Here is a 24,529-nt window from a genome sequence, read left to right on the forward strand (position 1 = left end):
GCGAGCCCCGCCGGCGGTGAGCCCGCCGCACCTCAGAGCGCGTCCGGGCCGCGCTCCCCCGTGCGGACGCGCACGACGGTCTCCACGGGCACCATCCACACCTTGCCGTCGCCGATCTTGCCGGTGTGGGCGGCGCGGACGATCGCGTCGACGGCCTCGTCGGCGGCGGCGTCCTCGACGACGACCTCGATCCGCGCCTTGGGGACCAGGTCGACCTGGTACTCGGCGCCCCGGTAGACCTCGGTGTGCCCGCGCTGCCGCCCGTACCCGCTGGCCTCGGTGACCGTGAGGCCGGCGATGCCGAGCGTCTGGAGCGCGTTCTTCACCTCGTCGAGGCGGTACGGCTTGACGATCGCGGTGATCAGCTTCATGCGGAGGGCTTCCTGTCCTTGGGCGCGACGACGGCGGACGTGGCGTGCAGCGGCGCGCCTGCGTGGCCGAGCACGCCGTGATCGTAGGCGGTCTCCGCGTGGACCGTCTGGTCGAGTCCGGTGAGCTCCTGTTCGGCGGGGGCCCGCAGGCCGACGAGCCGGTCGAGGGCCTTGCCGATCCCGTACGTGACCAGGAAGGTGTACGCGGCCACGGCGACCACCGCGACGGCCTGCCGGCCGAGCTGGCCGAGGCCGCCGCCGTACAGCAGGCCCTCCGTGCCGCCGGTCATGGCCGAGGTCGCGAACAGGCCGATCATGAGGGTGCCGACGACGCCGCCGACGAAGTGGACGCCGACGACGTCCAGGGAGTCGTCGTAGCCGAAGCGGAACTTCCAGGCGACGGCGTACGAGCAGACGACGCCGGCCGCGAGGCCGACGGCGGCGGCGCCGGGCATCGCGACGACGCCGCACGCCGGGGTGATCGCGACGAGGCCCGCGACGGCGCCGGAGGCAGCGCCGAAGGTGGTCGGGTGGCCGTCGCGGCGCTGCTCGACGAAGAGCCAGCCGAGCAGACCCGTGCATCCGGCGACGAGGGTGTTGAGCAGGGAGGCCGCCGCCAGTCCGTTGGCGCCGAGGGCCGAGCCGCCGTTGAAGCCGAGCCAGCCGAACCAGAGCAGTCCGGCGCCGAGCATCACCATGGGCAGGTTGTGCGGCCGCATGGCGTCCTTCCTGAAGCCGATCCGCGGGCCGAGGACCAGGCAGAGGGCGAGGCCCGAGGCGCCCGAGGCGATCTCGACGACGAGTCCGCCGGCGAAGTCCACCGCGCCCAGGGAGCGGGAGATCCAGCCGCCGGGGCCCCACACCCAGTGCGCCACGGGGACGTATACGAGGAGGGTCCAGACGGGGACGAAGACGAGCCAGCCGGCGAAGCTCGTGCGGTCCGCGACGGCGCCGCTGATCAGCGCCGCCGTGATGATCGCGAACGTCAGCTGGAAGGTGGTGAAGAGGAAGGTGGGGACCGTGCCGGTGAGGGTGTCCGGGGCGATGCCCGCGAGACCGAGGTGGTCGAGGCCGCCGATGAGACCGCCGACGGCGTCCTCGCCGAACGCGAGGGAGTACCCCGCGACCAGCCAGACCACCGTCACGAGGGCGATCGACACGAAGCTCATCATCAGCATGTTGAGGACGCTCTTCGTGCGGACCATGCCCCCGTAGAACAGGGCCAGGCCGGGGGTCATCAGCAGCACGAGAGCGGTGGCGACGAGCAGCCAGGCGGTGTCGCCGGTGTCGAGCCGGGGTGCGGCGGCGAGGGGCATCAGCGGTCTCCTCCTACAGGTTCGAGGGGAGAGCCTCACCGGAGAGCGTTTCGCGACGCGTACACCGGCGTTTCCGGCGTGTTTCGTGTTTCGCCGACGTCAACGGAGCCTCACGGAACGGCGGATCCGGCGCGGAGCCCCGCCCCTCCGCGGATCACCCGTCGGCGACGAGCCTCCCGAGCAGGGCGAGGTCCACGTCGAGCAGGCTGCCCACGACCGCCCGGCCCGGGGCCGGGGTGAGGGCGGCGACGGCGGCGGCGTGGGCGGGGACCGCGACGACCGCGCAGCCCGCCGCCTCGGCGGAGGCCACGCCGGTCGGGCTGTCCTCCACCGCCACGCAGTCCCCCGGGGCGAGGCCGAGCCGGGCGAGGGCCTCCCGGTAGGGGTCGGGGAAGGGCTTCGTTCGCGGGGTCTCCCCCTCGGCGACCGACGTGGTGAACAGGTGGCGGCCGAGCGCGTCGAGGACGGTGTCCACGACCGGTCGCGGCGAGGCCGAGACCAGGGCCGTCGGGATGCCGGCGGCGGACAGGGCCGTCAGCAGCTCCGCCGCTCCCGGCAGCGGGACGACCCGTCCCCGTACGAGCTCGGTGAACCGCTCTTCCAGGGATGCGCCGAGCCGGGCCGGGTCGGCCGGGCCGGCGGCGCGGGCCGCGAGGTGGGCGGCACCGTCGTCGATGGAGCGTCCCAGGACGGCGGCGCGGTCCGCGTCGGTGAGCGCGAGGCCGAGGCCGAGGGCCTCCTCCCCGACGGCGCGCAGCCACAGGCGTTCGGTGTCGACGAGGGTGCCGTCCATGTCGAGGAGGACGGCGTGCGGTGTGGTGTTCACGGGTGCTCCCTGCCCGTCAGGCGGTGGTGGTTCGTCGGGCGAACCGGAGGGTGCGGATCTCGAAGGGGCGGAGGGTGAGCTCCGGTCCTGCGCCGTCGGGACCGTGCGGGACCGCGCCCGGCAGGGGGCGTTCCAGCAGGTCCGTCTCCGTCATGGTCTCCCAGGGGAAGCCGGTGGCGAGGGTCGTGCGGGCCCGTCCGCCGTGGGCCTCGTACAGGCGCACCACGACGTCGCCGGAGCCGTCGTCGGCCAGCTTGACCGCCTCGACGACGACGGCGGCGTGTCCGGTGGCGACCAGCGGGTCCACGGCCGCGGAGCCGGGCACCGTCCGCTCGGGCAGGTTCGCCTCGTACCCCTCGCGGACGGCCCTCGGGACGTCGGCGCCGAGGACGAGACCGTACGCGAGGCGGTGGCGGCCCCGGTCGGCGTCCGGGTCGGGGAAGCGGGGGGCGCGGAGCAGGGTGAGACGGACGGTGGTCGTGGTGCCGCCGTCCGGGCGGACGTCGCGGGTGACGTCGTGTCCGTAGGTGGAGTCGTTGACGAGGGCGGCGCCCCAGTCGTTCTCTCCGACGTGCAGGAAGCGGTGGGCGCAGATCTCGAACTTGGCGGCGTCCCAGCCGGTGTTGGTGTGGGTGGGGCGCTTGACGTGGCCGAAGGGGATCTCGGCGGTGGAGTGGTCGGCGCGCAGGTCGAGGGGGAAGGCGGCCTTGAGGAGCTTCTCCGTCTCCTGCCAGTCGATCTCGGTGTCCACGTCGAGCCGGCGGGCGCCGGAGCGCAGGGACAGGAGCTGCTCGACCCGGGAGTCCCCGAAGGTCCTGACGACGCGGACGCCGCCCGGCTCGGCGCGCACCGCGTCGGCCTCGATGAGGTCGCGGACGGTGTTGCGGTAGAACGCGTCGATGTCCCAGGCGTCGTACTCGTTGGGGAAGTCCTGGTGCAGCTGGAGCAGGTTGGCCGCCGCGCCGGGGGCGAGGGCCTCGCGTCCGGTCTCCAGGTCGAGCGCGGAGACGACGAGGCCCCGTGCGTCGATCTCGATCCGTACGAGTCCGTTGTCGAGGACGAAGCCCCCGTCGCGGCCTTCGCCGTACGGGACCGGGGGCACCGTCACGGCCACCGGGGCCGTGCGGACGGCCGCGCCGAACGCGGGGACGCCGTCGCGGGCGTACGGGGAGGCGTTGAAGACCACGTCCCCGGCGCCGTCCCCGGCCAGTGCGCGCTGGGCTCCGGCCACGATCCCCTCCAGCTCGGCGCGGACCTCCTCGTAGGTGTCCTCGGCCTCGCGGTGCACCCAGCCGATGGAGGAGCCGGGCAGGATGTCGTGGAACTGGTGGAGGAGGACCGTCTTCCAGAGCCGGTCCAGCCGCTCGTACGGGTAGGGGAAGTCCTCGCGCACGGCGGCGGTGGCCGCCCAGAGTTCGGCCTCGCGGAGCAGGTGCTCGCTGCGGCGGTTGCCCTGCTTGGTGCGCAACTGGCTGGTGAGCGTGCCCCGGTGGAACTCCAGGTACAGCTCCCCCACCCACACGGGGGCGTCGGGGTACTCGGCCTCGGCGCGCGCGAAGAAGTCCGCGGGCCGCTCGACGACGACCCTGGGCGAGCCCTCCAGGTCGCCCAGGCGGGCCGCCCTGGCGAGCATCTCGCGGGTGGGGCCGCCGCCGCCGTCCCCGTACCCGAAGGGCAGGAGCGAGCTGCCGGCCGGGCCCTTGTCGCGGAAGTTGGCGACGGCGTGGGCGAGTTCGGCTCCGGTGATCTCGGCGTTGTAGGTGTCGACCGGCGGGAAGTGACTGAAGACGCGGGTGCCGTCGATGCCCTCCCAGCGGAAGGTGTGGTGGGGGAAGGTGTTGGTGGTGTTCCAGGAGATCTTCTGGGTGAGGAACCAGCGCACGCCGGCGAGCTTCATCAGCTGGGGCATGGCCGCGTTGTAGCCGAAGGTGTCGGGCAGCCACATCTCCTCGGTCTCGACGCCGAACTCGTCGAGGTAGAAGCGCTTTCCGTGGATCAGCTGGCGGGCGAAGGCCTCGCCGCCGGTGATGTTGGTGTCGGGCTCCACCCAGAGGCTGCCGACCGGCAGGAACTGTCCGGTCTTCGCCTTCTCCTGGACGCGGGCGTACGCCTCGGGGCGCCGTTCCTTGAGCCAGGCCAGCTGCTGGGCCTGGGACATGGCGAAGCGGAACTCCGGGTGCTCGTCCATGAGATGGGTGACGTTGGAGAGCGTCCGGGTGACCTTGCGGACGGTCTCGCGGAGCGGCCAGAGCCACGCGGTGTCGATGTGGGCGTGGCCGACGGCGGAGACGCGGTGGGCGCTGGGCGCGGCCGGGGAGGCGAGGGCCGGGCGGAGGATCGCGCGGACGGCGGGCGCGGATCCGGAGACGTCCTGGAGGTCGACGGCGTCCAGGGCGCGGTCGATGGTCTCCAGGAGCTGCCACCGGCGGGGGTCGGACTCGGCCAGGGCGTGCATGAGCTCGCCGAGGACGTCGAGGTCCTGGGCGAGTTCCCACACCTCGGTGTCGAAGACGGCGAGGTCGGCGCGGAGGATCCGGTAGAGCGGGTCGGTGGTGGGGTGGGTGAGGGGGTCGGTGTCGGCGGGCGGGACGGTGTCGGCGAGCCAGTCGGGGACGCCCCCGAGGGCGGTCGGTTCGTGGCTGTCGCAGAGCGCCGGGTTGGCGGCGGCCTCCACGTAGTACGTGATCTCCTCGCCGCCCGCGACGGGGGCGCCGTCCCCCGCCGGGATCCAGTTGTTCCGGGGGTTGAGGGCCTTGACGATCGTGCCGTCGGGCCGGTGGACGAGGCCTTCCGTGGAGAAGCCCGCTCCGGTGACGTCGAAGCCGAGGTCGAGGACGGCCTCGACGCGGTGCCCGGCCCACTCCTCCGGGACGCGGCCGGTGACGCGGAACCAGCTCGTCGACCAGGCGGGACCCCAGCGATGGCCGAGGCGGACCGGGGTGTAGGGGGCGGCGAGGCCCTCCGCGACGGGCACGGGTTCGCCGGGGACGTCCCAGACGGCGACCTGGAGCGGGACGGTGCGGGCGTGGGCGGCGGGCCGGATGCGCTCCGTCAGCATCCGCTTCAGGCGCTGCTCGACGAGGCTCTGCTTGCTGTGCACGGGTCAGTCCTCCGTCGGTCCGAGGTCGGCCCGGTCGCGCAGCTCGACCGTGGGGGTGGTGGTGGCGTGGAGTTCGAGGACGGTGATCTCGTTGCGGCCGGGTCGCAGGGCGGGCGCGGGGACGTACAGGGTCGTCTGGGGACCGCGGGACCAGTACCGGCCGAGGGGGAAGCCGTTGACCCAGGCGAGGCCCTTGGTCCAGCCGTCGAGCGCGAGGTGGCCGTCGGCGGGCCGGGCCAGGTCGAAGGTGCCACGGTGGAGGGCGGGGCCGACGACGGGACCGGGGGCCGGTGCGAGGGGGCCGAGTCCGTCCAGGGTGTCGAGGGGGAGCGGGCTGCTGGTCCAGGCGGCGGGCTCGTCCCCGTTGACCGTGACCGTGCCGAGCAGGCCCTTGCGGTCGTGGATGCCGGGGCCGTAGTTGACCCGTCCCTGGTTCTCGACGAGGACCGCGAGGCGGGCTCCGCTCCTCGGCGCGTGGAAGGCGAGGGCGTGCTCGTGGTTCTCCCGTTCCAGCACGCCGACGGGCTGCCCGTCGACGAAGACCTGGGCGCGGTCGCGGACCTCGCCCACCCGCAGCACGGTCGGGCCCTCGGTCGTGAGCTCCGTCTCGTACAGGACGAACCCGAAGGACTGGCCGAGCTCCTCCATGGTCCGCGGGCGGTCGGCGCGGACCGGCGTCCCGAAGAGGCCGTCGCACGCGAACAGCGGTGCGGCGGAGTCGAGTTCGACGACGGTCGGGGTGAGCTTCGGGGAGGGCGCCGGGACCGGTTCGTCGGGTACGGGCGCGTGTCGGGCGATGACCTCGCGGAAGGCCGTGTACTTCGGCGTCGGGTCGCCGGCCTCGTCGAGGAGGGCGTCGTAGTCGTAGGAGGTGACGGTGGGGCGGTAGGTGCCCTTGTCGTTGGCTCCGTTGGTGAGGCCGAAGTTGGTGCCGCCGTGGAGCATGTAGATGTTCACGGAGGCTCCGGCGGCGAGCAGCTTCTCCAGTTCGGCGGCGGCGTCGGCGGCGTCGCGGGCGGTGTGGGCGGCGCCCCAGCGGTCGAACCAGCCGATCCAGAACTCCGAGCACATCAGCGGCCCGGTGGGCTGGTGGCGGCGCAGTTCCGCGAGTCCCGCCTCGGCGCGGCTGCCGAAGTTCACGGTCCGCAGGACGCCGTCGAGGCCGCCGCGGGCGAGGTCGGAGGGCTGGTCGCAGGTGAAGAGGGGGACGTCTTCGCCGAGGTGGGTGCGGAGCAGGGCGGCGAGGTCGGCGAGGTAGCCGGTGTCGTCGGCGTAGGCCCCGTACTCGTTCTCCAGCTGGACCGCGATGATCGGCCCGCCGGCGGAGGCGAGGTGGGGCTTGAGGGGGGTGAGGAGGGCGGCGAGGTAGCCGTCGACGGCGGCGAGGAAGCGGGGGTCGCCGCTGCGCAGGGCGATGCCGTCCTGGGCGAGCAGCCAGGAGGGCAGGCCGCCGCCCTCCCACTCGGCGCAGATGTAGGGGCCGGGGCGAAGCAGGACGTGCAGGCCCTCGGCGGCGGCGAGGTCGAGGAAGCGGGGCAGGTCGAGACCTCCGTCCAGGCGGAACTCGCCGGGCCGGGGGGCGTGGAGGTTCCACGGGACGTAGGTCTCGACCGTGTTGAGGCCCAGCAGGCGCGCCTTGCGGAGCCGGTCGACCCACTGCTCCGGGTGGACGCGGAAGTAGTGCAGTCCTCCCGAGATGATGCGGAACGGCCGGTCGTCGAGACGGAAGCCGTCGTCGGCGATCTCCAGTCGGGGCATGCCGGGGTGCTCCTAGCTGTTCGGTGCGGTGGTGTGTTCGGTCGTTGCCTGGCCGGTCGGGTCAGGCGAGCTTGCGGCAGAGCAGGGCGTCCGGGACGCCGTAGTGGCTCCACTTCCAGGTGTAGGCGACGCCCGCCAGGTACTCGTCGTCGGCGCACTGGCCCTTGTAGTAGCCGGGGGCCCAGTCGCTTGCGGTGGAGCCGCCGGTGGCCGGCCTGTTGTCGCCCTTGTCGAACCAGGCGAGGCGGTTGGCGGTGGGCAGGGCGGTCGCGGCCGGGGCGCAGAGGAGGGCCGCCATGGCGTTGTCCTTCACGCTGTAGCCGACGGCGAAGGAGTTGGCCGGGCACTGGAGCTTGTTGTAGCCGCTGGCCCAGTCGCCGCCGGTGACGTACCGCTCGTCGGTGACGACGGTCCAGGCCCCGGTGCCCTTGGCGGGCTGGGCGATGTCGGTGCACAGGCCGCGGCTGTCGCTGCGGCCGAGGCCGACGAGGCGCTGGGTGTCGGGGCAGTTGCCCTTGCGGTTGCCCGGCGACCAGTCGGGCTTGGCGAGCATGGTGGCGGAGACGTCGTAGTCGCCGTAGTCGAGGTTGAGCATGTTCCAGCGCGGGGTCCTGGCGACCTGGCCGGTCCTGCCGGGGGCGTCGACGAGCTTGTACCAGTGGGGGGTGCGCCAGTCGCCGGCGTCCATGGCTCCGAGGCGCGTGCCGTCGGCCCGGTAGCTGACCATGGCCCAGGTGTCCTGGGGCGTGCCGCTCGCGTTCGACCAGCCGACGAGGGGCCAGATGGCGAAGTCGGTGTCGTTGTTCACCAGGATGTCGGTGAAGCGGCCGAACCAGTCGCGTTCCTTGGCGTCCAGGTCGCCTCGGCCGCCGGCGCCGAACTCGCTGATCCACACGGGCGCGGTGAAGTGCTGTCCGGCCCGGGTGACGAAGAGGGCCTGGTCGTTGACGACCTTGACGAGGTCCTCGGGGCTGAGGTCCTCGTAGCGCGGGTCGTGGGTCTCGCCCGTGCCGGTGGCACCGGTGTGGTTGGGGCCGGTGTAGCCGTAGAAGTGGGCGGCGTACACCAGCTTGTCGGAGTGGACGAGGGTGTTGGAGAGGGTGGCGACGGGGGTGAGCGTCGGGCGGCCGTGGGGGGTGATGTCGGTGGGGATCCCCTGCCAGTTGATGCCCTCCATGACGATCAGGAGGTCCGGTACGGCCCGAAGGATCGCGTTGCCCGCCTCTTCGAGCGCCTTGTTGAGGTCGTGGTCGTTGCCCCAGCCCCAGTTGGGGTCGTTCCAGGTGTCGCGGCGCACCTCGTTGCGCAGGTCGGCGCCGACGACCCGCTTGTTGTTCTGGTACCGCTTGGCGAGGAAGACCCAGTCGTCGATCCACTGCTGGGTGCTCTGGCCGCTGTTCCACCGCTCGTTGCCGTCGAGGCCGCAGCAGAAGCGGTAGGTGGTGGTGTGGTTGTTGAGGATGACGGCGAAGCCGTCGTCGGTGAGCTCCTGGACGACGGCGTCGATGACCTGGAGCGGGGTCTTGCCCTTGAGCTGCGGGTTCGCGGCCACGGCCCGGTCGGGGACGATCGTGGTGTCGCGCATCATCGCGTTGGCGAACGGCAGCCGGATGCTGTTGAGGCCGAGGGCGTGGAAGTCGGCGAGGATCTGGTCGATCGGCTTGCGGTCGAGGCCGAGGGGGATGTTGTACGAGTTCTGGTCGGCCTGGTGGTTGGTGACGTCGGCGATGTCGCCGCTGCCCTCGTAGGTGCCCTGGGCGCCGGCCCAGTTGCCGGACTTGAGCTTGAAGCGGTCGCCGTCGGCGTCGACGACGTACCGGCCGCGGGTGGAGAGCGGGGCGGTCCAGGAGGCGGCGAGCCGCTCGCCGGTCTGGGGAGTGGCCGTCGTGGCGGTGACGGCCTGGGGGGAGGCCTCGGCGGCCGGTACGGCGACGGCGAGGAGCGTGGCGGTGGCGAGGAGCGCCGGGATCCGCCGCATCGCCGGACGGGTGGTTCTGAGGGTGCGCATGTGGTGTCCCTCCGGTGGAGTGGGGTGAGGGAGTGCGGTGGTGCGGGCCCCGGACCTGGTGTCCGGGGAGTGGGTGGGGGCCGGTGTCAGCCCTTGAGGCCGCTGGTGGCGATGCCCTCGACGATGTAGCGCTGGGCGACGAGGAACATGACGACCAGGGGGGTGATGGTGACGACGGCTCCGGCGAAGAGGCCGGGCAGGTTGATCGTCTGGGAGGTGAGGAAGGTGGAGAGCGCGATCTGCGCGGTCCAGGCGGACGGGTCCTGGCCGATGACCAGCGGCCACAGGAAGGAGTTCCAGCTCTCGATGAAGGAGAGCGCGCCGAGGGAGGCGAGCATCGCCCCGGAGCTCGGGAGGGCGACGCGGCCGTAGAGGCCGAGCCAGCCGAGGCCGTCGAGGCGTCCGGCGTCCTCGATCTCGCTCGGGAACTGCAGGTAGAAGTTCCGGAAGAGCAGTACCGCGAACGGATTGAAGAGGCCGGGCACGATGATGCCCCAGAGCGTGTTGACGCCGCCCATGGAGCCGACGACGACGAAGGTCGGTACGAAGGTGACGGAGCCGGGGATCATCAGCGTGGCCACCACCAGGGCGAGCACCGCCCCGCGTCCCGGGACCGGGATGCGGGCGAGGGCGTAGCCGGCGGCGGAGGCGAGCAGGGTGGAGACCGGCGCGGTGACGGCGGCGACGAGCAGCGAGTTGCCGAGCGCCGGGCCCATGGCGACGGCGGGGTCCGAGAACAGGGCGGTGAAGTTCTCGAAGTGCATCGTCGAGGGCCACCACGTCCACTCCGGTGCCGTCAGGCCCTGGGAGTCCATGAGGGAGTTCCGGAGCATGAGGTAGAAGGGCGCGAGGAAGGCCGCGGTCAGGAGGCCGACGAGCAGGCCGCCGGTGAGCCGGCGTGCGGCGGCGGAGAGGCCGGGAAGGGTGATCATGCGCTTCTCATTCTCCGCTCCTGCCGAAGCCGGTGAACCGTCCCTGGAGCAGGGTCACGCCGACGATGAGCGCCGTGAGCACGAAGGCTCCGGCGGAGCCGAGGCCGTAGTTCTGGCTGCCCATCGCGGTGTTGTACAGGTGGACGAGCGGGGTCTGGACGGGGGCGGTCCCGGTGCCGGAGAGCCCGCTGTTGAAGAGGTTGTAGAACTCGTCGAAGGCCTGGAAGGCGGCGATGAACAGCAGCATCAGGACGGCGACGGAGGTGTTGCGGAGCATGGGGAGCGTGATGCCGGTGAGCAGGCGCCGGCCCTTGGCGCCGTCGAGGGCGGCGGCCTCGTACACCTCGCGGGGGACGGCCTGGAGTCCGGCGAGGAAGAGCACCATGTAGAAGCCGACCTGGAGCCAGAGGCGCAGGCTGACGAGGACGGCCCAGTAGAGCGGCGGCGAGGTGGACTGGAGCCAGGCCACGGGCTCCATGCCGAACCAGCCGCCGATCGTGTTGGCGATCCCGGCCGGGAGGCCGTTGAAGAGGCTCATCTTCCACAGCAGGGAGGCCGCGACGTACGAGACGGCCGCCGGGATGAGGAAGGTCGTACGGAACAGGGCGCGGCCCCGCCGGATCCGGTTGACCAGGAGCGCGAGCCCGAGGGACGCGGCGAAGGTGACCGGCACGATGAAGGCGGTGAAGAGCAGGATCTTGAGGAGGGAGTCGCGGAAGGCCTGGTCGCCGAGGAGGGCCTGGTAGTTGGCGAGGCCGACCCAGTCGCCGAGGGCGATGGTGCCGCGGGCGTCGCTGAGGCTGAGGAGGAAGCTCCAGCCGATGGCGACGTACTTGAAGACGCCGAGGCCGACCAGGACGGGGGCGGTCAGCAGGACGAACGCGGTCCAGCCGGACCGGCCGACGCGGGTGCGGCCGGTCCGGCGGGCGCCGCGCGGGATGTCCGCGGGGCGCCCGGTGCTTTCGGGCTTCGGCGCGAGGGGCGTCGCCGACGTGGTCATCGGTGTCACCGGCCGAGCTGCTTGTCGATCTCGCTCTGGGCCTTCTTGACGGCGTCGGCGAGGAGCTCGGCCGGGTCGCCGTCACCGGCGGCGATCTTCGTGGCGGCGGCGTTGAACGTGCTGCTGACGGCGGTGTCCCAGGTGGCCGGGTTGTGCTTGCCGTGCTTCGCGGACAGGGCCACGGTCTCCTTGGCGGTGCCGGAGGAGAGCTTCTTGGCGGAGGCGGCGACGGAGGTGCGGGGCGGGACGTGGAACCCGTAGCTCTCGGCGAAGTCCTGCTGGAGCGCGGACTGCTCGACCCACAGCCACTTCACGAACTTCTTGGCCGCCTCCGTCTTCTTGCTCTTCGCGTTCACGCAGCTGGTCCAGCCGCCGACGCGGACGACGGGGGTGCCGCCGGCCTTGAAGGCGGGCCACGGCAGGACGCCGAAGTCGTCCCCGAGGGCGGCCTGGATGGCGGGCATGGCCCACAGGCCGCACCACTGCATCGGCACGACGCCCTGGGTGAACGCGGCGGGGTCCCACCAGTCGGTGGTGAAGCCGAGCAGCAGCGACTTGTCGTCGTGGAGGCGCTTGAGGGCGGTGATCGCCTCCAGGGCCTGCGGGGTGCCGAAGGCGACCTTGCCGTCGGGGGTGACGAGCTCGCCGCCGCTGGACCAGACGGCGTTGCTCGCACTGTCGCCCATGCCGTCGTTGCCGACGAAGAGGCCCTTGTTCTTCTTGGTGGTGAGGGCCTTGGCGGCGGTCGCGAGGGCGTCGAAGGTGGTGGGCGGGGCTATCCCGGCCTTGGCGAGGACGCTCTTGCGGTAGTAGAGCATGATCACGTCGTCGATCATCTTGACGCCGTAGGGCTTGCCGTCGACGGTGACCGAGTCGATCGCGTTGGCGTTGAACTCGCTCTTCGCGGCGCCGTACACGTCGTCGAGCGCGGCGAGCTGGCCGCGCCTGACCATGGCCTCGCTGAAGTCGCCGATCTCGAAGACGTCGGGGGCCGAGTCGGTGAGCAGGGTGGCGTTGAGCTTGCCGGAGTAGTCGCCGGGGACCCAGGTCACCTTGACGGCGATGTCGGGGTTGGCCTTGGTGAACGCGGTGGCGTAGCGGAGCACGGCCTGCTGGGTGCCGGCCTCGCCGTAGGCGTGGTACCAGACGTTGAGGGTGGTCTTGGCGCCCTTGGCGGAGCTTCCCGTCGGGTCGGTGCTGCAGGCGGTCGTGAAGACCGTTCCGGCGGCGACGAGCAGCGAGCCGGTGAGGAATCCGCGTCGGCTAAGCTCGGTTCTGCGTGCGCTCATGTCCCATGTCCTTACTGCGGTGAGGGTGTGCGTGCGGGGCGGATGTGCTCCCTGGCCGGCGTCCTCGTCAGTGCTTGCCGGCAATGGAGGGCGGCGGCCAGGGAGTCGGGTGCGTGCGACGGCCGGGAGGTCGGGTGCGACGGCCGGAGAGGTCGGGTACGACGGCCGGGAGGTCGGGTGCGTCGCCGGGGTTCTGGTGCGTGCGGGTCAGCCGGCGCCGATGGTGGCGGTCGCCGGGGGTTGGGGGAACAGGGCCTGTATGGCGACGGCGGCTCCCCCTCGGGCCCACTCCTCCCACGGGAGCGGGCGGATCGAGAGCGAGCAGCGTGAGGCGGCGCCGAAGGCGTGTGCCGCGTACGCCTCCTGGATGGACCGGCTGAACAGGTCGTAGGCGTCGACGCCCTCACCGCTGACGACGACCCGTTCGGGGCCGACCAGGTTGACGAGCGCGGCGATGCCGACCCCGATGGCGTGTCCGGCCCGGGTGAAGGCGTCGACGGCCTCGCGGTGGCCCTCGCGGGCCATGGCGACCACCTCGTCGAAGGTGAGACGGGGGTTGCCCACGGCCTCGCGGACCACCGTGAGGATGACGTCGGTGGAGCCGACGGCCTCGACGCAGCCGCGTGCGCCGCACCGGCAGCGCGGTCCGACGGGGTCGACGCACAGGTGGCCGACCTCGCCGGCGACGCCGTGGGCCCCGCGGAGCAGGTGGCCGTTGACGACGAGGGCGGAGCCGATGCCGGAGCCGATGGTGACGAGCGCGAAGTAGCCGGTGCCGATGCCCTCTCCGAACCAGTGCTCGGCGACGGTGAGGGCCCTGACGTCGTTCTCGACGGTGACCGCGAGGCCGGTCGAGGCGGCGAGCAGCTGCGCGACCGGGACGTCCTTCCAGCCGAGCAGTCCGGAGTGCCGGAGCCGTCCGGCGTCCCGGTCCACGTCGCCGTTGATCGCGACGCCGAGGTGGCGCGTACGTTCCCGGAACGCGGGGTCCATGTCAAGGAGTTCGTCGACGAGGGCGGCGACGAGGGCGGCGACGGCCTCGGGCGTGCACTCCCGCACGGGCCGTCCCGCCGTGGCGCGGATGCCGGCCCTGAGGTCGCACACGGCGCCGAAGAGCTCGTCGGCGCTGATCTTCAGGCCGACGAAGTACTCCCGGTCGGGGGCGACCGCGAGCGGGTTGACGGGTCGTCCGGCGCCCGGAGCCGTACGTTCCGGGGGGAGTTCGTACAGGTAGCCGTCGTCGATGAGCGGTCTCGCCGCTTTGGTGACGGCCGTCGAGGAGAGTCCCGTGCGCCGGGCGAGCTCCACCCTGCTGAGCGGACCCTCGGCGAGAAGCAGGGCGAGGACCGCGGTCTCGGCGGGTGCACTGACCAGAGGCTGGGAGTGATGTCGAAACACGGGAGCAACGTAGAGCAAATAAATAACTTCTTCCAGTATTGATTTGGGAGTTGGAGCTCCCCTACGCTCGGCCCCGCTCCTGTGCCCGTATCCCTGGGTAACACCTTGCGGCGCCGGCGTCCCGAAGGGACGCCCCCGCTCCACTCCTCACGCGTCAGGGGACCCGCCCGTGCACGTCTCGCCTCCGCCCGTCACCTTCGACCCCGCCCTCGGCCTCGCGGTCCTGCGCACGCCGCACAGCGTGTACGCGCTCCGCCTCGCCGCCGACGGCAGCCCCCGGCACGTCCACTGGGGCGCGCCGCTCGACACCGCCGGCCTGGCCGCCCTGCCGGAGGCGGTCTCCCCCGCCGCGAGCAGCTTCGAGGCGGACGCGGCGCCCGACGAACTCGCGCCGCAGACCGGGGCGCGCTTCGGCCCCGCCGGACTCCAGGTCCGGTTCGCCGACGGCACCCGGGGCACCCAGTGGCGGTGCGCCGGCCACCACGTGGACGGCGGCGAGCTGCGGCTCGTCCTGGAGGACCGGCACCGCCCGCTGCGGGTGGAACTCGGCTACCGCGTACGCCCCGGCACGGACGTCGTCGAGCGGTGGACCGAGGTCACCCACACCGGGCCGAACGGCACGGACGCCGTCCGAGTGGACCGGCTCGACTCGGCCTCCTGGACCGCTCCCCCGCTGGCCGACTACCGGCTCAGCCATCTGGTGGGCGGCTGGAACAGCGAGTTCCAGCTCCAGCGCGACCGGCTCCCCGTCGCCGAGACGGTGCTGACGAGCCGCCGGGGCCTCACCGGTCACCACGCCAGCCCCTGGCTGGCCCTCGACGACGGGACCGCGGCCGAGGAGCACGGCGAGGTGTGGAGTACGGCCCTGGCCTGGAGCGGCAGTTGGCGCGTCACCGTGCACCGCGACCCGGTGGGCCGCACGACCTGGACGGGCGGCTTCGGCCACGAGGGCATCGGCTGGACGCTGCGCCCCGGCGAGAGCCTCCGCACTCCGGTGTACGCGGGCCTGTACACCCCGCACGGCTTCGGCGGAGCCAGCCGCGCCTGGCACGCGTACGTGAGCGGCGAGGTGCTGCCGGAACCCGGGCGCGACCGGCCCGTCCTCTACAACTCCTGGGAGGCCACCGGCTTCGACGTCGACGAGGCCGGGCAGATCCGCCTCGCCGAGCGGGCCGCGCGGATCGGCACCGAGCTCTTCGTCCTGGACGACGGCTGGTTCGGCACCCGCCGCGACGACAGCTCGGGGCTCGGCGACTGGACCCCCCGGCCCGAGGCGTTCCCCCGGGGGCTCCGCCCCCTCGCGGACGAGGTCCACCGGCTCGGCATGCGGTTCGGGCTGTGGGTGGAGCCGGAGATGGTCAACCCGGACAGCGAGCTGTTCCGGGCGCACCCGGACTGGGTGGTGCACTCCGGCCGGCTCGACGCGACGGAGCTCCGCAACCAGCTGGTGCTGAACTTCGCCCGCCCCGAGGTCGAGGCCTGGGCCCTGGAGACGCTGGACCGGCTGGTCCGCGAGAACGACGTCGACTGGCTCAAGTGGGACGCCAACCGGCCCTTCACCGAAGCGGGCTGGGACGGCCACGACGATCCCGACCGGCTCTGGATCGACCACACGCGCGCCGTCCACCGGGTCATGGACCGGCTCAGGGCCGCCCACCCCGGCCTCGGCATCGAGGCGTGCGCGGGCGGCGGCGGGCGCGTCGACCTCGGCGTCCTCGCCCGCACCGACCAGGCCTGGACCTCCGACAACACCGATCCGGTGGACCGGATCGAGATCCAGCACGGCTACTCCCAGCTCTTTCCCGCCCGCGCGATGGGCGCGTGGGTCACCGACAGTCCGGGCCACTCCGGCCGGGTCACGCCCCTGCGCTTCCGGTTCCACGTCGCCATGGCGGGGGCGCTCGGCATCGGCGGGGACCTGACGTCCTGGACGGAGGAGGAGCTGAAGGAGGCCGCCGAGCTCGTCGCGGCGTACAAGGAGATCCGTCCGCTCGTGCAGCGCGGGATCCAGCACCGCGTCGCCTTCGGCGGTCCGGTGTCGGCGGTGCACTACGCGGCGCCGGACGACGGCGAGCACGTGGTCCTCTTCCGGCGCCCCACCGTCCGCTTCGGCCACGCCGCCGCCCCGGTGCGGCTGCCCGCGCTCGACCCGTCGGCGCGGTACCTGGACCCGGACCTCGGCGTCGTGCACAGCGGCGACGTGCTGGTGCACCGGGGCGTCGACCCGCGCCTCCCGGCGGGCGACTACGCGAGCAGCCTCGTCCGGCTCCGCCGCGTCGACGCCTGACCCCCTCTTTCCCGCCCCCTCTGTCCCGCCCCCCCCCGCTTTCCCGCTCGCCTCTTTCCCGCCCCCTCCTCGTCCGCCCACGAAAGCCCTGGACAGCCCCATGGACACCGCACAGCCCCTCTCCCCCGACTCCGCCCGCGTCCTCGTGGTCGGCGTCGACGGCGTACGCCTCGACCTGCTTCCCGAGCTCGACACCCCGCACCTCGACGCGGTCGCCGAGGCGGGCTTCCTCGCCCCCGTCGAGGTCGACGAGGCCACCCCCACGATGTCCGGCCCGTGCTGGACCACCATCGCCACCGGCGTCGGCGTCGCCAAGCACGGCGTCTGGGGCAACCGCCTCGACGGCAACCGGCTCGACGTCTTCCCCGACTTCACCACCCGCCTCGCCGCCGAACGCGGTCGCCGCACCTTCGCCGTGGGCGGCTGGGCACCGCTCTTCCTCGCCCGCGAGGGCGGACCGCTCTTCGTCTCCCCGACCCGCCTCGCGTACGTCGCCCCGCGCGAGGACACCCCGCAGGCCTGGGAGGAGGTCGACGACCGGGTGACCGCCGACGCGGAACACCTCCTCGGCCTCACCGAGGAGGACCTGCACGCCGGCTTCGTCTACCTCGGCGCCGTCGACGAGACCGCCCACTTCCTGGGCTGCGGCAAGGAGTACCGCGCCTCCGTCGAGGCCGCCGACCGCCGCCTCGGCCGGCTCCTGGCCGCCGTGCGCCGCCGCGCCACGTACGCGACCGAGCGGTGGACGGTCATCGTGGTCACGGACCACGGACACCGCGACGAGGGAGGCCACGGGGGCCGCAGCGCCCTGGAACGCACGGCCTGGATAGCGGCCTGCGGCCCCGGCCTGTCCCCCGCCACCGTCCGGCCACGGCTCCACCACGCCGACGTGGCCGCCCAGGTGTACGCGTCCCTGGGCATCACCCCGGACCTCCACTGGACGCTGGACGGTTCGCCCTTCGCCGGATGATCGATGCCCCCCCGCACCGTGCGGTCGGCTCCCCCGTCGTGGGCGGCGGAGGCGTACGACGCCGGCAGCCGGTGACCCGGGCACCCTCGGCGAGGCGCTGCCGGATGTTCACGAGCTGGATCTCGTACGCGTCCTCGGTACCGATCCCGGGGAACGACTCGACGAGGGGGCCGATCGGTGCGACCCCGACTTCGGCGGAGCGCAGCAGACTGGCCGCCTCGCGTCGCCGGCGATCCGTGAGCATGACGGGGTCCCTCCTGGGGGCGCGGGGGTGGTTGGGGGTGTGCGGCGAGGCTAGGGCGGGGGTGCGGGGGCGGGGAGCGCCAGTTCCCGGTGAGCGGGAAAGGGGGTCGGGCGGGTGCGCGATGCCGCGGCGCCCTCGTTGATGCGCGATGCCCCGCTGCGGGCGGGTGCCCCCTACGGGCCGGGCCCGCCGCCCCCTTGTGGGCGGGTGCCCCCTTGTGGGCGGGTGCCCCGCCGTGGGCCGAGCCCGCCACCCCGTTGTGGGCGACGCCCACCCCGTTGTGGGCACCCGTTCCGCCGGGGCGGAACGGGTGGGCACAACGGAACGGCGGCCCCACGGGCGCACGCGGGGCACGGGCGGTGGGGGCCTGGGGGCTGGTCCCCGGGGATGGGGCGTCCCGGTTCCGCTCGGGTGATCAGAAGGTGCCGTACACCGGCTGCGGCTGCTCCGACTCCGACAGGAGTTTCAGCGTCGCCTCGCCCGCCTCCGACGGGGTCCAGCGAGCCCCCTTGTCCGCCGTCGGGCCCGGCCGCCAGCCCTCCATGACCGTGATGCGGCCCGCCTCCGCCTCGAAGACGCGGCCCGTCACGCCGGCCGACGCGGCGGAGCCGAGCCAGACGACCAGGGGGGAGACGTTCTCGGGGGCCATGGCGTCGAAGGCTCCGTCCTCGGGGGCGGCCATCGTGTCCGCGAAGGTCTGTTCCGTCATGCGGGTGCGGGCCGCCGGGGCGATGGCGTTGACCTGGACGCCGTACCGGGCCGCCTCCGCCGCGGCGACGAGGGTGAGGGCGACGATGCCGGCCTTCGCCGCCGCGTAGTTGCCCTGGCCGACGCTGCCGAGCAGCCCCGCGCCGGAGCTCGTGTTGACGATCCGGGCCTCCGGCACCCGCCCGGCCTTCGCCTCGGCCCGCCAGTGGGCCGTCGCGTGCTTGAGGGGGAGGAAGTGGCCCTTCAGGTGGACGCGCATGACGGCGTCCCAGTCGTCCTCGTCGAGGTTGACGAGCATGCGGTCGCGGAGGAAGCCCGCATTGTTGACGAGGGTGTCGAGGCGGCCGTAGGTGGCGAGGGCCGTCTCCACGAGCGAGGCCGCGCCCTCCGAGGTCGCGATGTCGCCGCCGTGGGCGACCGCCTGGCCGCCTGCGGCGACGATCTCGTCGACGACCTGCTGGGCGGGGCCGGAGCCGCCCCCCGTGCCGTCGAGGCCGACGCCGAGGTCGTTGACGACGACCTTCGCGCCCTCGGCGGCGAAGCCCAGCGCGTGGGCGCGGCCGAGGCCGCGTCCCGCGCCGGTGACGATCACGACGCGTCCTTCGCAGAGTCCAGTCATGGGATCGGTGCCTTTCGTCAGTGGGTGAGCGGTGGGTGGGTGGGTGGGTGAAAGCGGGCTGGGCGGTCAGTGGTTGGCCGTCGCCGCGTCCAGGAACGCGGGGCGTTCGCCGCCCCCGTGGACGTACAGGCTCGCGCCGCTCACGTACCCCGCCTGGCGTGAGGCGAGGAGGACGCACGCGTCGCCGACGTCGGAGGGTTCCGCGAGGCGGCCGAGCGGGACGGTGCGGCCGACCGCGTCGACGCCCGCCTCGTCGCCGTAGTGCAGGTGCGAGAGTTCGGTGCGGACCATGCCGAGGACGAGGGTGTTGACCCGTACCGCCGGGGCCCATTCGACGGCCATGGAGCGGGCGAGGTTGTCGAGGCCGGCCTTGGCGGCGCCGTACGCCGCGCTGCCGGGCGACGGGCGGGTGCCGCTGACGCTGCCGATCATGATGATCGAGCCTCCGCCGGGCTGCTCGCGCATGACCTCGTACGCGGCGAGGGAGGCGGTGAGCGGGGCGACGAGGTTCAGTTCGAGGACCCGGGCCTGCTGTTCCGCCGTGCCGTCGGCAAGCTTCCGGAAGGGTGTGCCCCCGGCGTTGTTGACGAGCAGGTCGAGTCGGCCGTGGTCGCGGCGGACCCGAGTGAAGAACGCGGAGACCGCCGCCGGGTCCCGCAGGTCGACGGGGAGGAAGCGGGCGGTGCGCCCCGCCGCCTCCACGGGCTTCTCGGGTTCCCTGCGGGCGCAGGTCACGACCTCCGCCCCGGCTTCGAGGAGGGCGCGGGCGATGCCGGCGCCGACGCCCCGCGTGCCGCCGGTGACGACGGCCACGGATCCCGACAGATCGATGGTGACGGACAAGGGACACCTCCCGCAGCGCGCGAACCGCTGCTATCTTCCACCTAACAAACGTTTGGTGGAAAGGTAGCTGATCTGCTCATGGGTGTCTCCACCTCCGGCCCGGACGACGGCGTCGCCGTCGTCACCGTCGCCTTCCCTCCGGTCAACGCCCTCCCCGTACAGGGCTGGTACGACCTCGCCGACGCCGTCCGCGCCGCGGGCCGCGACCCCCGCGTGCGGTGCGTCGTCCTGACCGCCGAGGGCCGCGGCTTCAACGCGGGCGTCGACATCAAGGAAATCCAGCGCACGGCCGGGCACGAGGCCCTCCTGGGCGCCAACCGCGGCTGCTACGAGGCCTTCGCCGCCGTCTACGACTGCGAGGTGCCGGTGGTCGCCGCCGTGCACGGCTTCTGCCTCGGCGGCGGCATCGGCCTCGTCGGCAACGCCGACGCGATCGTGGCCTCCGAGGACGCCACCTTCGGCCTGCCCGAGCTGGACCGGGGCGCGCTCGGCGCCGCCACGCACCTGGCCCGGCTGGTCCCCCAGCAGCTCATGCGGGCGCTGTACTACACCTCCCGCACGGTCACCGCCGAGGAGCTGCACCGGCACGGCTCGGTCTGGCAGGTCGTCCCCCGCGACAAACTCCTCGACGCGGCGCTGGAGTTGGCTGGGGAGATCGCCGCCAAGGACGGTGAGCTGATCCGGCTCGCCAAGGCCGCCATCAACGGCATCGACCCCGTGGACGTGCACCGCAGCTACCGCTTCGAGCAGGGCTTCACCTTCGAGGCCAACCTCAGCGGCGTCGCCGACCGCGTCCGCGACACCTTCGGCGCCGAGGGAACCCGTACCGACAGGAAGGGACAGTCGTGAGCAAGGACAAGACGATGACCGCCGAGGAGGTCGTCGGCCGGCTCCGCAGCGGCATGACGATCGGCATCGGCGGCTGGGGCTCCCGGCGCAAGCCGATGGCGCTGGTCCGGGCCCTCCTGCGGTCCGACGTGACCGACCTGACCGTCGTCTCGTACGGCGGCCCGGACGTCGGCCTCCTCGCCGCCGCCGGGAAGGTCCGCAAGCTCGTCGCGGCCTTCGCGACGCTCGACTCCGTTCCCCTGGAACCCCACTTCGGCGCGGCGCGGCAGCGCGGCGACCTCGAACTGGTCGAGCTCGACGAGGCCATGGTCATGTGGGGGCTGACGGCCGCCGTGCACCGGCTCCCGTTCATGCCGATCCGGGCCGGCCTCGGCTCCGACGTCCTGACCGTCAACCCCGTTCTGCGGACGATCACTTCACCGTACGAGGACCGCGAGGAGCTCGTCGCCGTCCCCGCGCTGCGGCTGGACGCGGCCCTGGTCCACGTCAACCGGGCCGACATGCACGGCAACGGCCAGTACCTGGGGCCCGACCCGTACTTCGACGACCTGTTCTGCGAGGCCGCCGACCAGGCGTACGTCTCCTGCGAACGCGTCGTCGAGACCTCGGAACTGCTCAAGGAGGCCGGGCCGCAGTCGCTGCTGCTCAAGCGGGCGTTCGTCGACGGCGTCGTCCAGACCCCGAACGGAGCGCACTTCACCTCCTGCGCCCCCGACTACGACCGGGACGAGGCGTTCCAGCGCGCCTACGTGAAGGCGGCCAAGGACCCCGACGGCTGGCGGGAGTTCACCGAGCGGTTCCTGTCCGGCGACGAGGACGCGTACCAGGCCGCCGTGGCGGCGTTCCACAAGGAGGAAGCATGAGCGGCACCGAGAACCCGCGGGCGTCCCGCGCCGAGTACTGCGTCGTCGCCTGCGCCGAGGCCTGGCGCGACGCGGGCGAGATCCTCGCCAGCCCCATGGGGACGATCCCGTCGATCGGCGCCCGGCTCGCCAAGCTCACCTTCTCCCCCGACCTCCTCCTCACCGACGGGGAGGCGCTGCTCATCGGCGACGTTCCCGCGATCGGTGCCGCGCCCGGCGTGGTCGAGGGCTGGCTGCCGTACCGCCAGCACCTGGCGCTCGTCACGACGGGCAGGCGGCACGTCATGATGGGCGCCAGCCAGATCGACCGGTACGGCAACCAGAACATCAGCTGCATCGGCGACTGGGCGCGTCCGAAGCGCCAGCTCCTCGGCGTGCGCGGGGCACCGGTCAACTCGCTCAACAACCCGACGAGTTACTGGGTCCCCAAGCACTCGGCCCGGGTCTTCGTCGAGAAGGTCGACATGGTCTCGGGGGTCGGATACGACCGGGCCGCCGCGGCCGGGCCCTCGGCGACCCGCTACCACCGCGTCCCCGAAGTCGTCAGCGATCTCGGCGTGTTCGACTTCGACACCCCGGACCGGACGATGCGCCTGCGCTCGCTGCACCCCGGCGTCACCGTCGAACAGGTCAGGGAGGCGACCGGCTTCACGCTGGAGGTCCCCGACGAGGTCCCGTACACCCGCGAGCCCACGGCCGACGAACTCCGCCTGATCCGTACCGAGATCGACCCGAAGGGGCTGCGCGAGCGCGAGGTGCCGTCATGAGCGACGTCACGATCGCGACCCCGTTCACCGAACTCGTCGGCGTGCGGCACCCGGTCGTGCAGACCGGCATGGGCTGGGTCGCCGGCCCCCGCCTGGTATCGGCCACCGCCGACGCCGGCGCGCTGGGGATCCTTGCGTCCGCGACGATGACGGTCGACCAGCTCCGCTCGGCGGTCCGCGAGGTCAGGTCCCGTACGGACGCGCCCTTCGGCGTCAACCTGCGCGCGGACGCCGGTGACGCGGGCGAGCGGGTGCGGATCATCATCGACGAGGGCGTGAAGGTGGCGTCCTTCGCGCTCGCGCCGTCCCGCGAGCTCATCGCCCGCCTCAAGGACGCCGGAGTCGTCGTCATCCCCTCCGTGGGGGCCCGGCGGCACGCCGAGAAGGTCGCGGCCTGGGGGGCGGACGCGGTGATCGTGCAGGGCGGCGAGGGCGGGGGCCACACCGGCGCCGTCGCCACCACCGTGCTGCTCCCCCAGGTGGTCGACGCCGTGGACATCCCGGTCGTCGCGGCCGGCGGCTTCCACGACGGGCGCGGCCTGGTCGCCGCGCTCGCCTACGGCGCGGCCGGCATCGCCATGGGCACGCGCTTCCTCCTCACCTCCGACAGCACGGTCCCCGACGCCGTGAAGGCCCGCTACCTGGCGGCGGCCGTCAAGGACGTCACCGTCACGACGAAGGTCGACGGCCTGCCGCACCGGATGCTCCGGACGGAGCTGGTCGACGCCCTGGAACGCTCGGGCCGGGTCTCCTCGCTGCTGCGGGCGGTACGGCACGCCTCCTCGTTCCGGCGGGAGTCCGGGATGTCGTGGTCGGCGATGGTCCGCGACGGTCTGGCGATGAAGCACGGCAAGGACCTCACCTGGAGCCAGATCCTGCTCGCCGCCAACACGCCCATGCTGCTCAAGGCGTCGATGGTCGAGGGGCGCACGGACCTCGGGATCATGGCTTCGGGGCAGGTCGCGGGCGTCATCGACGACCTGCCGTCCTGCGCCGAGCTGGTCGACCGCCTGATGGCGGAGGCGCGGGCCACCCTCGACGGGCTGCCCTCCACGCCCTCCTGACCCGTCACGGCCGTCCGGCCCACCGCGCACCCGTGTCCGCCGGGGTACCTTCACCCCGGCGGACCCGTGTCATGTGCTGGCTGGTCCCGGACGCGGCCGTCGCGGAGGAACTGTCGGCCATGACCTCGCCGACGCTCCCGCTCGACATCGGTGACCGTCAGAGACGCTCGATGATCGTCACGTTCGCCTGACCGCCGCCCTCGCACATGGTCTGGAGGCCGTACCGGCCGCCGGTGCGCTCCAGTTCGTGGAGGAGGGTGGTGGTCAGCTTGGTGCCGGTCGCGCCGAGCGGGTGGCCGAGGGCGATGGCGCCGCCGTTGACGTTGACCTTCTCCGGGTCCGCGCCGGTCTCCTTGAGCCAGGCGAGGACGACGGAGGCGAAGGCCTCGTTGATCTCGACGAGGTCGATGTCGTCGAGCTTCATGCCGGCCTTCTTCAGCGCGTACGCCGTGGCCGGGATCGGCGCGGACAGCATGCGGATGGGGTCCTCGCCGCGTACGGAGAGGTGGTGGATCCGGGCGCGCGGCGTCAGGCCGTGCTCGCGGACGGCGCGCTCCGAGGCGATCAGCAGGGCCGAGGCTCCGTCGGAGACCTGCGAGGAGACGGCGGCGGTGATCCGGCCGCCCTCGACGACCGGCTTGAGACCGGCCATCTTCTCCAGGGTGGTGTCGCGGCGCGGGCCCTCGTCGGTGGTGACGTCCTCGTAGGCCACGATCTCCCGCTCGAAGCGGCCCTCGTCGATGGCGCGGGCGGCGCGCTGGTGGGAGCGGAGGGCGAACTCCTCCATGTCCTGGCGGGAGATGCCCCACTTGGTGGCGATGAGCTCGGCGCCGTGGAACTGGTTGACGGGCTGGTCGCCGTAGCGGGCCCGCCAGCCGACGGAGCCGAGGTACGGGCCGTCGGTGAGCCCGAGCGGGTCGGCGGCCTGGCGGCTGGCGAAGGCGATGGGGATCATCGACATGTTCTGCACGCCGCCCGCGACCACCAGGTCCTGGGTGCCGGAGAGCACGCCCTGCGCGGCGAAGTGCAGGGCCTGCTGGGAGGAGCCGCACTGCCGGTCGACGGTCGTGCCGGGAACCTCCTCGGGCAGGCCCGCGGCCAGCCAGGCGGTACGGGCGATGTCGCCGGCCTGCGGTCCGACGGTGTCCAGGCAGCCGAAGACGACGTCCTCGACGGCGGCCGGGTCGGCCCCCGCGCGTTCCATCAGGGCCCGCAGGACGTGGGCTCCGAGGTCGGCCGGATGGACGGCGGACAGGCCGCCCTTGCGGCGGCCGACCGGGGTGCGGACCGCTTCGACGATGTAGGCCTCGGCCATGG

The 24,529-nt window shown here is 73.0% G+C and carries 19 protein-coding genes; 6 read left to right on the forward strand and 13 right to left on the reverse strand.

Features of this window, described 5'->3' with window-relative positions; genetic code table 11:
• Positions 1-32 precede the first annotated feature (32 nt).
• The 10 genes from AB0G79_RS11855 to AB0G79_RS11900 form a co-directional block, all read right to left on the reverse strand.
• Entirely contained in the window at positions 33-371 is a 339-nt protein-coding gene (locus AB0G79_RS11855) for a P-II family nitrogen regulator (RefSeq protein WP_360804081.1), read from the reverse strand.
• Positions 368-1,687 (reverse strand): ammonium transporter, encoded by a 1,320-nt coding sequence (locus AB0G79_RS11860; RefSeq protein WP_360804084.1) that lies wholly within the window; start codon positions 1,685-1,687, stop codon positions 368-370. The genes AB0G79_RS11855 and AB0G79_RS11860 overlap by 4 nt, the downstream gene beginning before the upstream one ends.
• 154 nt (positions 1,688-1,841) lie before the next feature.
• On the reverse strand, positions 1,842-2,513 hold the full coding sequence (locus AB0G79_RS11865) for an HAD family phosphatase (protein ID WP_360804087.1): 672 nt from the start codon (positions 2,511-2,513) through the stop codon (positions 1,842-1,844).
• A 16-nt stretch (positions 2,514-2,529) separates the two neighbouring features.
• On the reverse strand, positions 2,530-5,613 hold the full coding sequence (locus tag AB0G79_RS11870; protein WP_360804090.1) for a glycoside hydrolase family 38 C-terminal domain-containing protein: 3,084 nt from the start codon (positions 5,611-5,613) through the stop codon (positions 2,530-2,532).
• A gap of 3 nt (positions 5,614-5,616) precedes the next feature.
• The gene (locus AB0G79_RS11875; RefSeq protein ID WP_360804093.1) at positions 5,617-7,371 is read right to left on the reverse strand and encodes a beta-galactosidase; all 1,755 of its coding nucleotides are present in this window, start codon (positions 7,369-7,371) and stop codon (positions 5,617-5,619) included.
• Between the two features lie 61 nt (positions 7,372-7,432).
• Positions 7,433-9,379: a cellulase family glycosylhydrolase gene (locus AB0G79_RS11880; protein ID WP_360804096.1), complete on the reverse strand. Its 1,947-nt coding sequence runs from the start codon at positions 9,377-9,379 to the stop codon at positions 7,433-7,435.
• An 86-nt stretch (positions 9,380-9,465) separates the two neighbouring features.
• Positions 9,466-10,311, reverse strand: a complete 846-nt coding sequence (locus AB0G79_RS11885; RefSeq protein WP_360804099.1) for a carbohydrate ABC transporter permease — start codon at positions 10,309-10,311, stop codon at positions 9,466-9,468.
• A 7-nt stretch (positions 10,312-10,318) separates the two neighbouring features.
• Complete coding sequence (locus AB0G79_RS11890) at positions 10,319-11,311, reverse strand: sugar ABC transporter permease (RefSeq protein WP_360804102.1); 993 nt, start codon at positions 11,309-11,311, stop codon at positions 10,319-10,321.
• 5 nt (positions 11,312-11,316) lie between these two features.
• Positions 11,317-12,600: an extracellular solute-binding protein gene (locus tag AB0G79_RS11895; RefSeq protein ID WP_360804104.1), complete on the reverse strand. Its 1,284-nt coding sequence runs from the start codon at positions 12,598-12,600 to the stop codon at positions 11,317-11,319.
• Positions 12,601-12,807: 207 nt separating this feature from the next.
• Positions 12,808-13,998: an ROK family transcriptional regulator gene (locus AB0G79_RS11900; protein ID WP_360804107.1), complete on the reverse strand. Its 1,191-nt coding sequence runs from the start codon at positions 13,996-13,998 to the stop codon at positions 12,808-12,810.
• 169 nt (positions 13,999-14,167) lie between these two features.
• Between AB0G79_RS11900 and AB0G79_RS11905 the strand changes: the two genes are divergently transcribed.
• Entirely contained in the window at positions 14,168-16,285 is a 2,118-nt protein-coding gene (locus tag AB0G79_RS11905; RefSeq protein ID WP_360804110.1) for an alpha-galactosidase, read from the forward strand.
• Positions 16,286-16,385: 100 nt separating this feature from the next.
• Positions 16,386-17,255 (forward strand): alkaline phosphatase family protein, encoded by an 870-nt coding sequence (locus tag AB0G79_RS11910; RefSeq protein WP_360804113.1) that lies wholly within the window; start codon positions 16,386-16,388, stop codon positions 17,253-17,255.
• Between the two features lie 659 nt (positions 17,256-17,914).
• Here AB0G79_RS11910 and AB0G79_RS11915 read toward each other — a convergent pair.
• On the reverse strand, positions 17,915-18,826 hold the full coding sequence (locus AB0G79_RS11915; RefSeq protein ID WP_360804116.1) for an SDR family oxidoreductase: 912 nt from the start codon (positions 18,824-18,826) through the stop codon (positions 17,915-17,917).
• Positions 18,827-18,892: 66 nt separating this feature from the next.
• Complete coding sequence (locus tag AB0G79_RS11920; RefSeq protein ID WP_360804119.1) at positions 18,893-19,669, reverse strand: SDR family oxidoreductase; 777 nt, start codon at positions 19,667-19,669, stop codon at positions 18,893-18,895.
• A 78-nt stretch (positions 19,670-19,747) separates the two neighbouring features.
• On the opposite strand from AB0G79_RS11920, the gene AB0G79_RS11925 reads away from it, so the two are divergent.
• Genes AB0G79_RS11925 through AB0G79_RS11940 form a run of 4 tightly spaced genes read left to right on the forward strand, consistent with a single transcriptional unit; the run spans position 19,748 to position 23,212 of the window.
• Positions 19,748-20,518: an enoyl-CoA hydratase family protein gene (locus AB0G79_RS11925; RefSeq protein ID WP_360804122.1), complete on the forward strand. Its 771-nt coding sequence runs from the start codon at positions 19,748-19,750 to the stop codon at positions 20,516-20,518.
• 14 nt (positions 20,519-20,532) lie between these two features.
• On the forward strand, positions 20,533-21,381 hold the full coding sequence (locus AB0G79_RS11930; RefSeq protein ID WP_360804314.1) for a CoA-transferase: 849 nt from the start codon (positions 20,533-20,535) through the stop codon (positions 21,379-21,381).
• Positions 21,378-22,148: a CoA-transferase gene (locus AB0G79_RS11935; protein WP_360804125.1), complete on the forward strand. Its 771-nt coding sequence runs from the start codon at positions 21,378-21,380 to the stop codon at positions 22,146-22,148. Before AB0G79_RS11930 ends, AB0G79_RS11935 begins: the two co-directional genes overlap by 4 nt.
• Positions 22,145-23,212 (forward strand): nitronate monooxygenase, encoded by a 1,068-nt coding sequence (locus tag AB0G79_RS11940; RefSeq protein WP_360804128.1) that lies wholly within the window; start codon positions 22,145-22,147, stop codon positions 23,210-23,212. The genes AB0G79_RS11935 and AB0G79_RS11940 overlap by 4 nt, the downstream gene beginning before the upstream one ends.
• Positions 23,213-23,369: 157 nt before the next feature.
• Here the strand turns inward: AB0G79_RS11940 and AB0G79_RS11945 are convergent, their stop codons facing one another.
• Entirely contained in the window at positions 23,370-24,527 is a 1,158-nt protein-coding gene (locus AB0G79_RS11945) for an acetyl-CoA C-acetyltransferase (RefSeq protein WP_360804131.1), read from the reverse strand.
• Between the last annotated feature and the right edge of the window lie 2 nt (positions 24,528-24,529).

The organism is Streptomyces sp. NPDC020807 (genome assembly GCF_040641575.1).
Classification (GTDB): Bacteria; Actinomycetota; Actinomycetes; order Streptomycetales; family Streptomycetaceae; genus Streptomyces.

Bases quoted from the DNA above. Each gene is read 5' to 3' on its own strand.
- AB0G79_RS11915 (WP_360804116.1), bottom strand. From the start codon at position 18,826: ATGACTGGACTCTGCGAAGGACGCGTCGTGATCGTCACCGGCGCGGGA.
- AB0G79_RS11875 (WP_360804093.1), bottom strand. From the start codon at position 7,371: ATGCCCCGACTGGAGATCGCCGACGACGGCTTCCGTCTCGACGACCGG.
- AB0G79_RS11885 (WP_360804099.1), bottom strand. From the start codon at position 10,311: ATGATCACCCTTCCCGGCCTCTCCGCCGCCGCACGCCGGCTCACCGGC.
- AB0G79_RS11910 (WP_360804113.1), top strand. From the start codon at position 16,386: ATGGACACCGCACAGCCCCTCTCCCCCGACTCCGCCCGCGTCCTCGTG.
- AB0G79_RS11930 (WP_360804314.1), top strand. From the start codon at position 20,533: ATGACCGCCGAGGAGGTCGTCGGCCGGCTCCGCAGCGGCATGACGATC.
- AB0G79_RS11860 (WP_360804084.1), bottom strand. From the start codon at position 1,687: ATGCCCCTCGCCGCCGCACCCCGGCTCGACACCGGCGACACCGCCTGG.
- AB0G79_RS11945 (WP_360804131.1), bottom strand. From the start codon at position 24,527: ATGGCCGAGGCCTACATCGTCGAAGCGGTCCGCACCCCGGTCGGCCGC.
- AB0G79_RS11880 (WP_360804096.1), bottom strand. From the start codon at position 9,379: ATGCGCACCCTCAGAACCACCCGTCCGGCGATGCGGCGGATCCCGGCG.
- AB0G79_RS11935 (WP_360804125.1), top strand. From the start codon at position 21,378: ATGAGCGGCACCGAGAACCCGCGGGCGTCCCGCGCCGAGTACTGCGTC.
- AB0G79_RS11855 (WP_360804081.1), bottom strand. From the start codon at position 371: ATGAAGCTGATCACCGCGATCGTCAAGCCGTACCGCCTCGACGAGGTG.
- AB0G79_RS11895 (WP_360804104.1), bottom strand. From the start codon at position 12,600: ATGAGCGCACGCAGAACCGAGCTTAGCCGACGCGGATTCCTCACCGGC.
- AB0G79_RS11890 (WP_360804102.1), bottom strand. From the start codon at position 11,311: ATGACCACGTCGGCGACGCCCCTCGCGCCGAAGCCCGAAAGCACCGGG.
- AB0G79_RS11925 (WP_360804122.1), top strand. From the start codon at position 19,748: ATGGGTGTCTCCACCTCCGGCCCGGACGACGGCGTCGCCGTCGTCACC.
- AB0G79_RS11940 (WP_360804128.1), top strand. From the start codon at position 22,145: ATGAGCGACGTCACGATCGCGACCCCGTTCACCGAACTCGTCGGCGTG.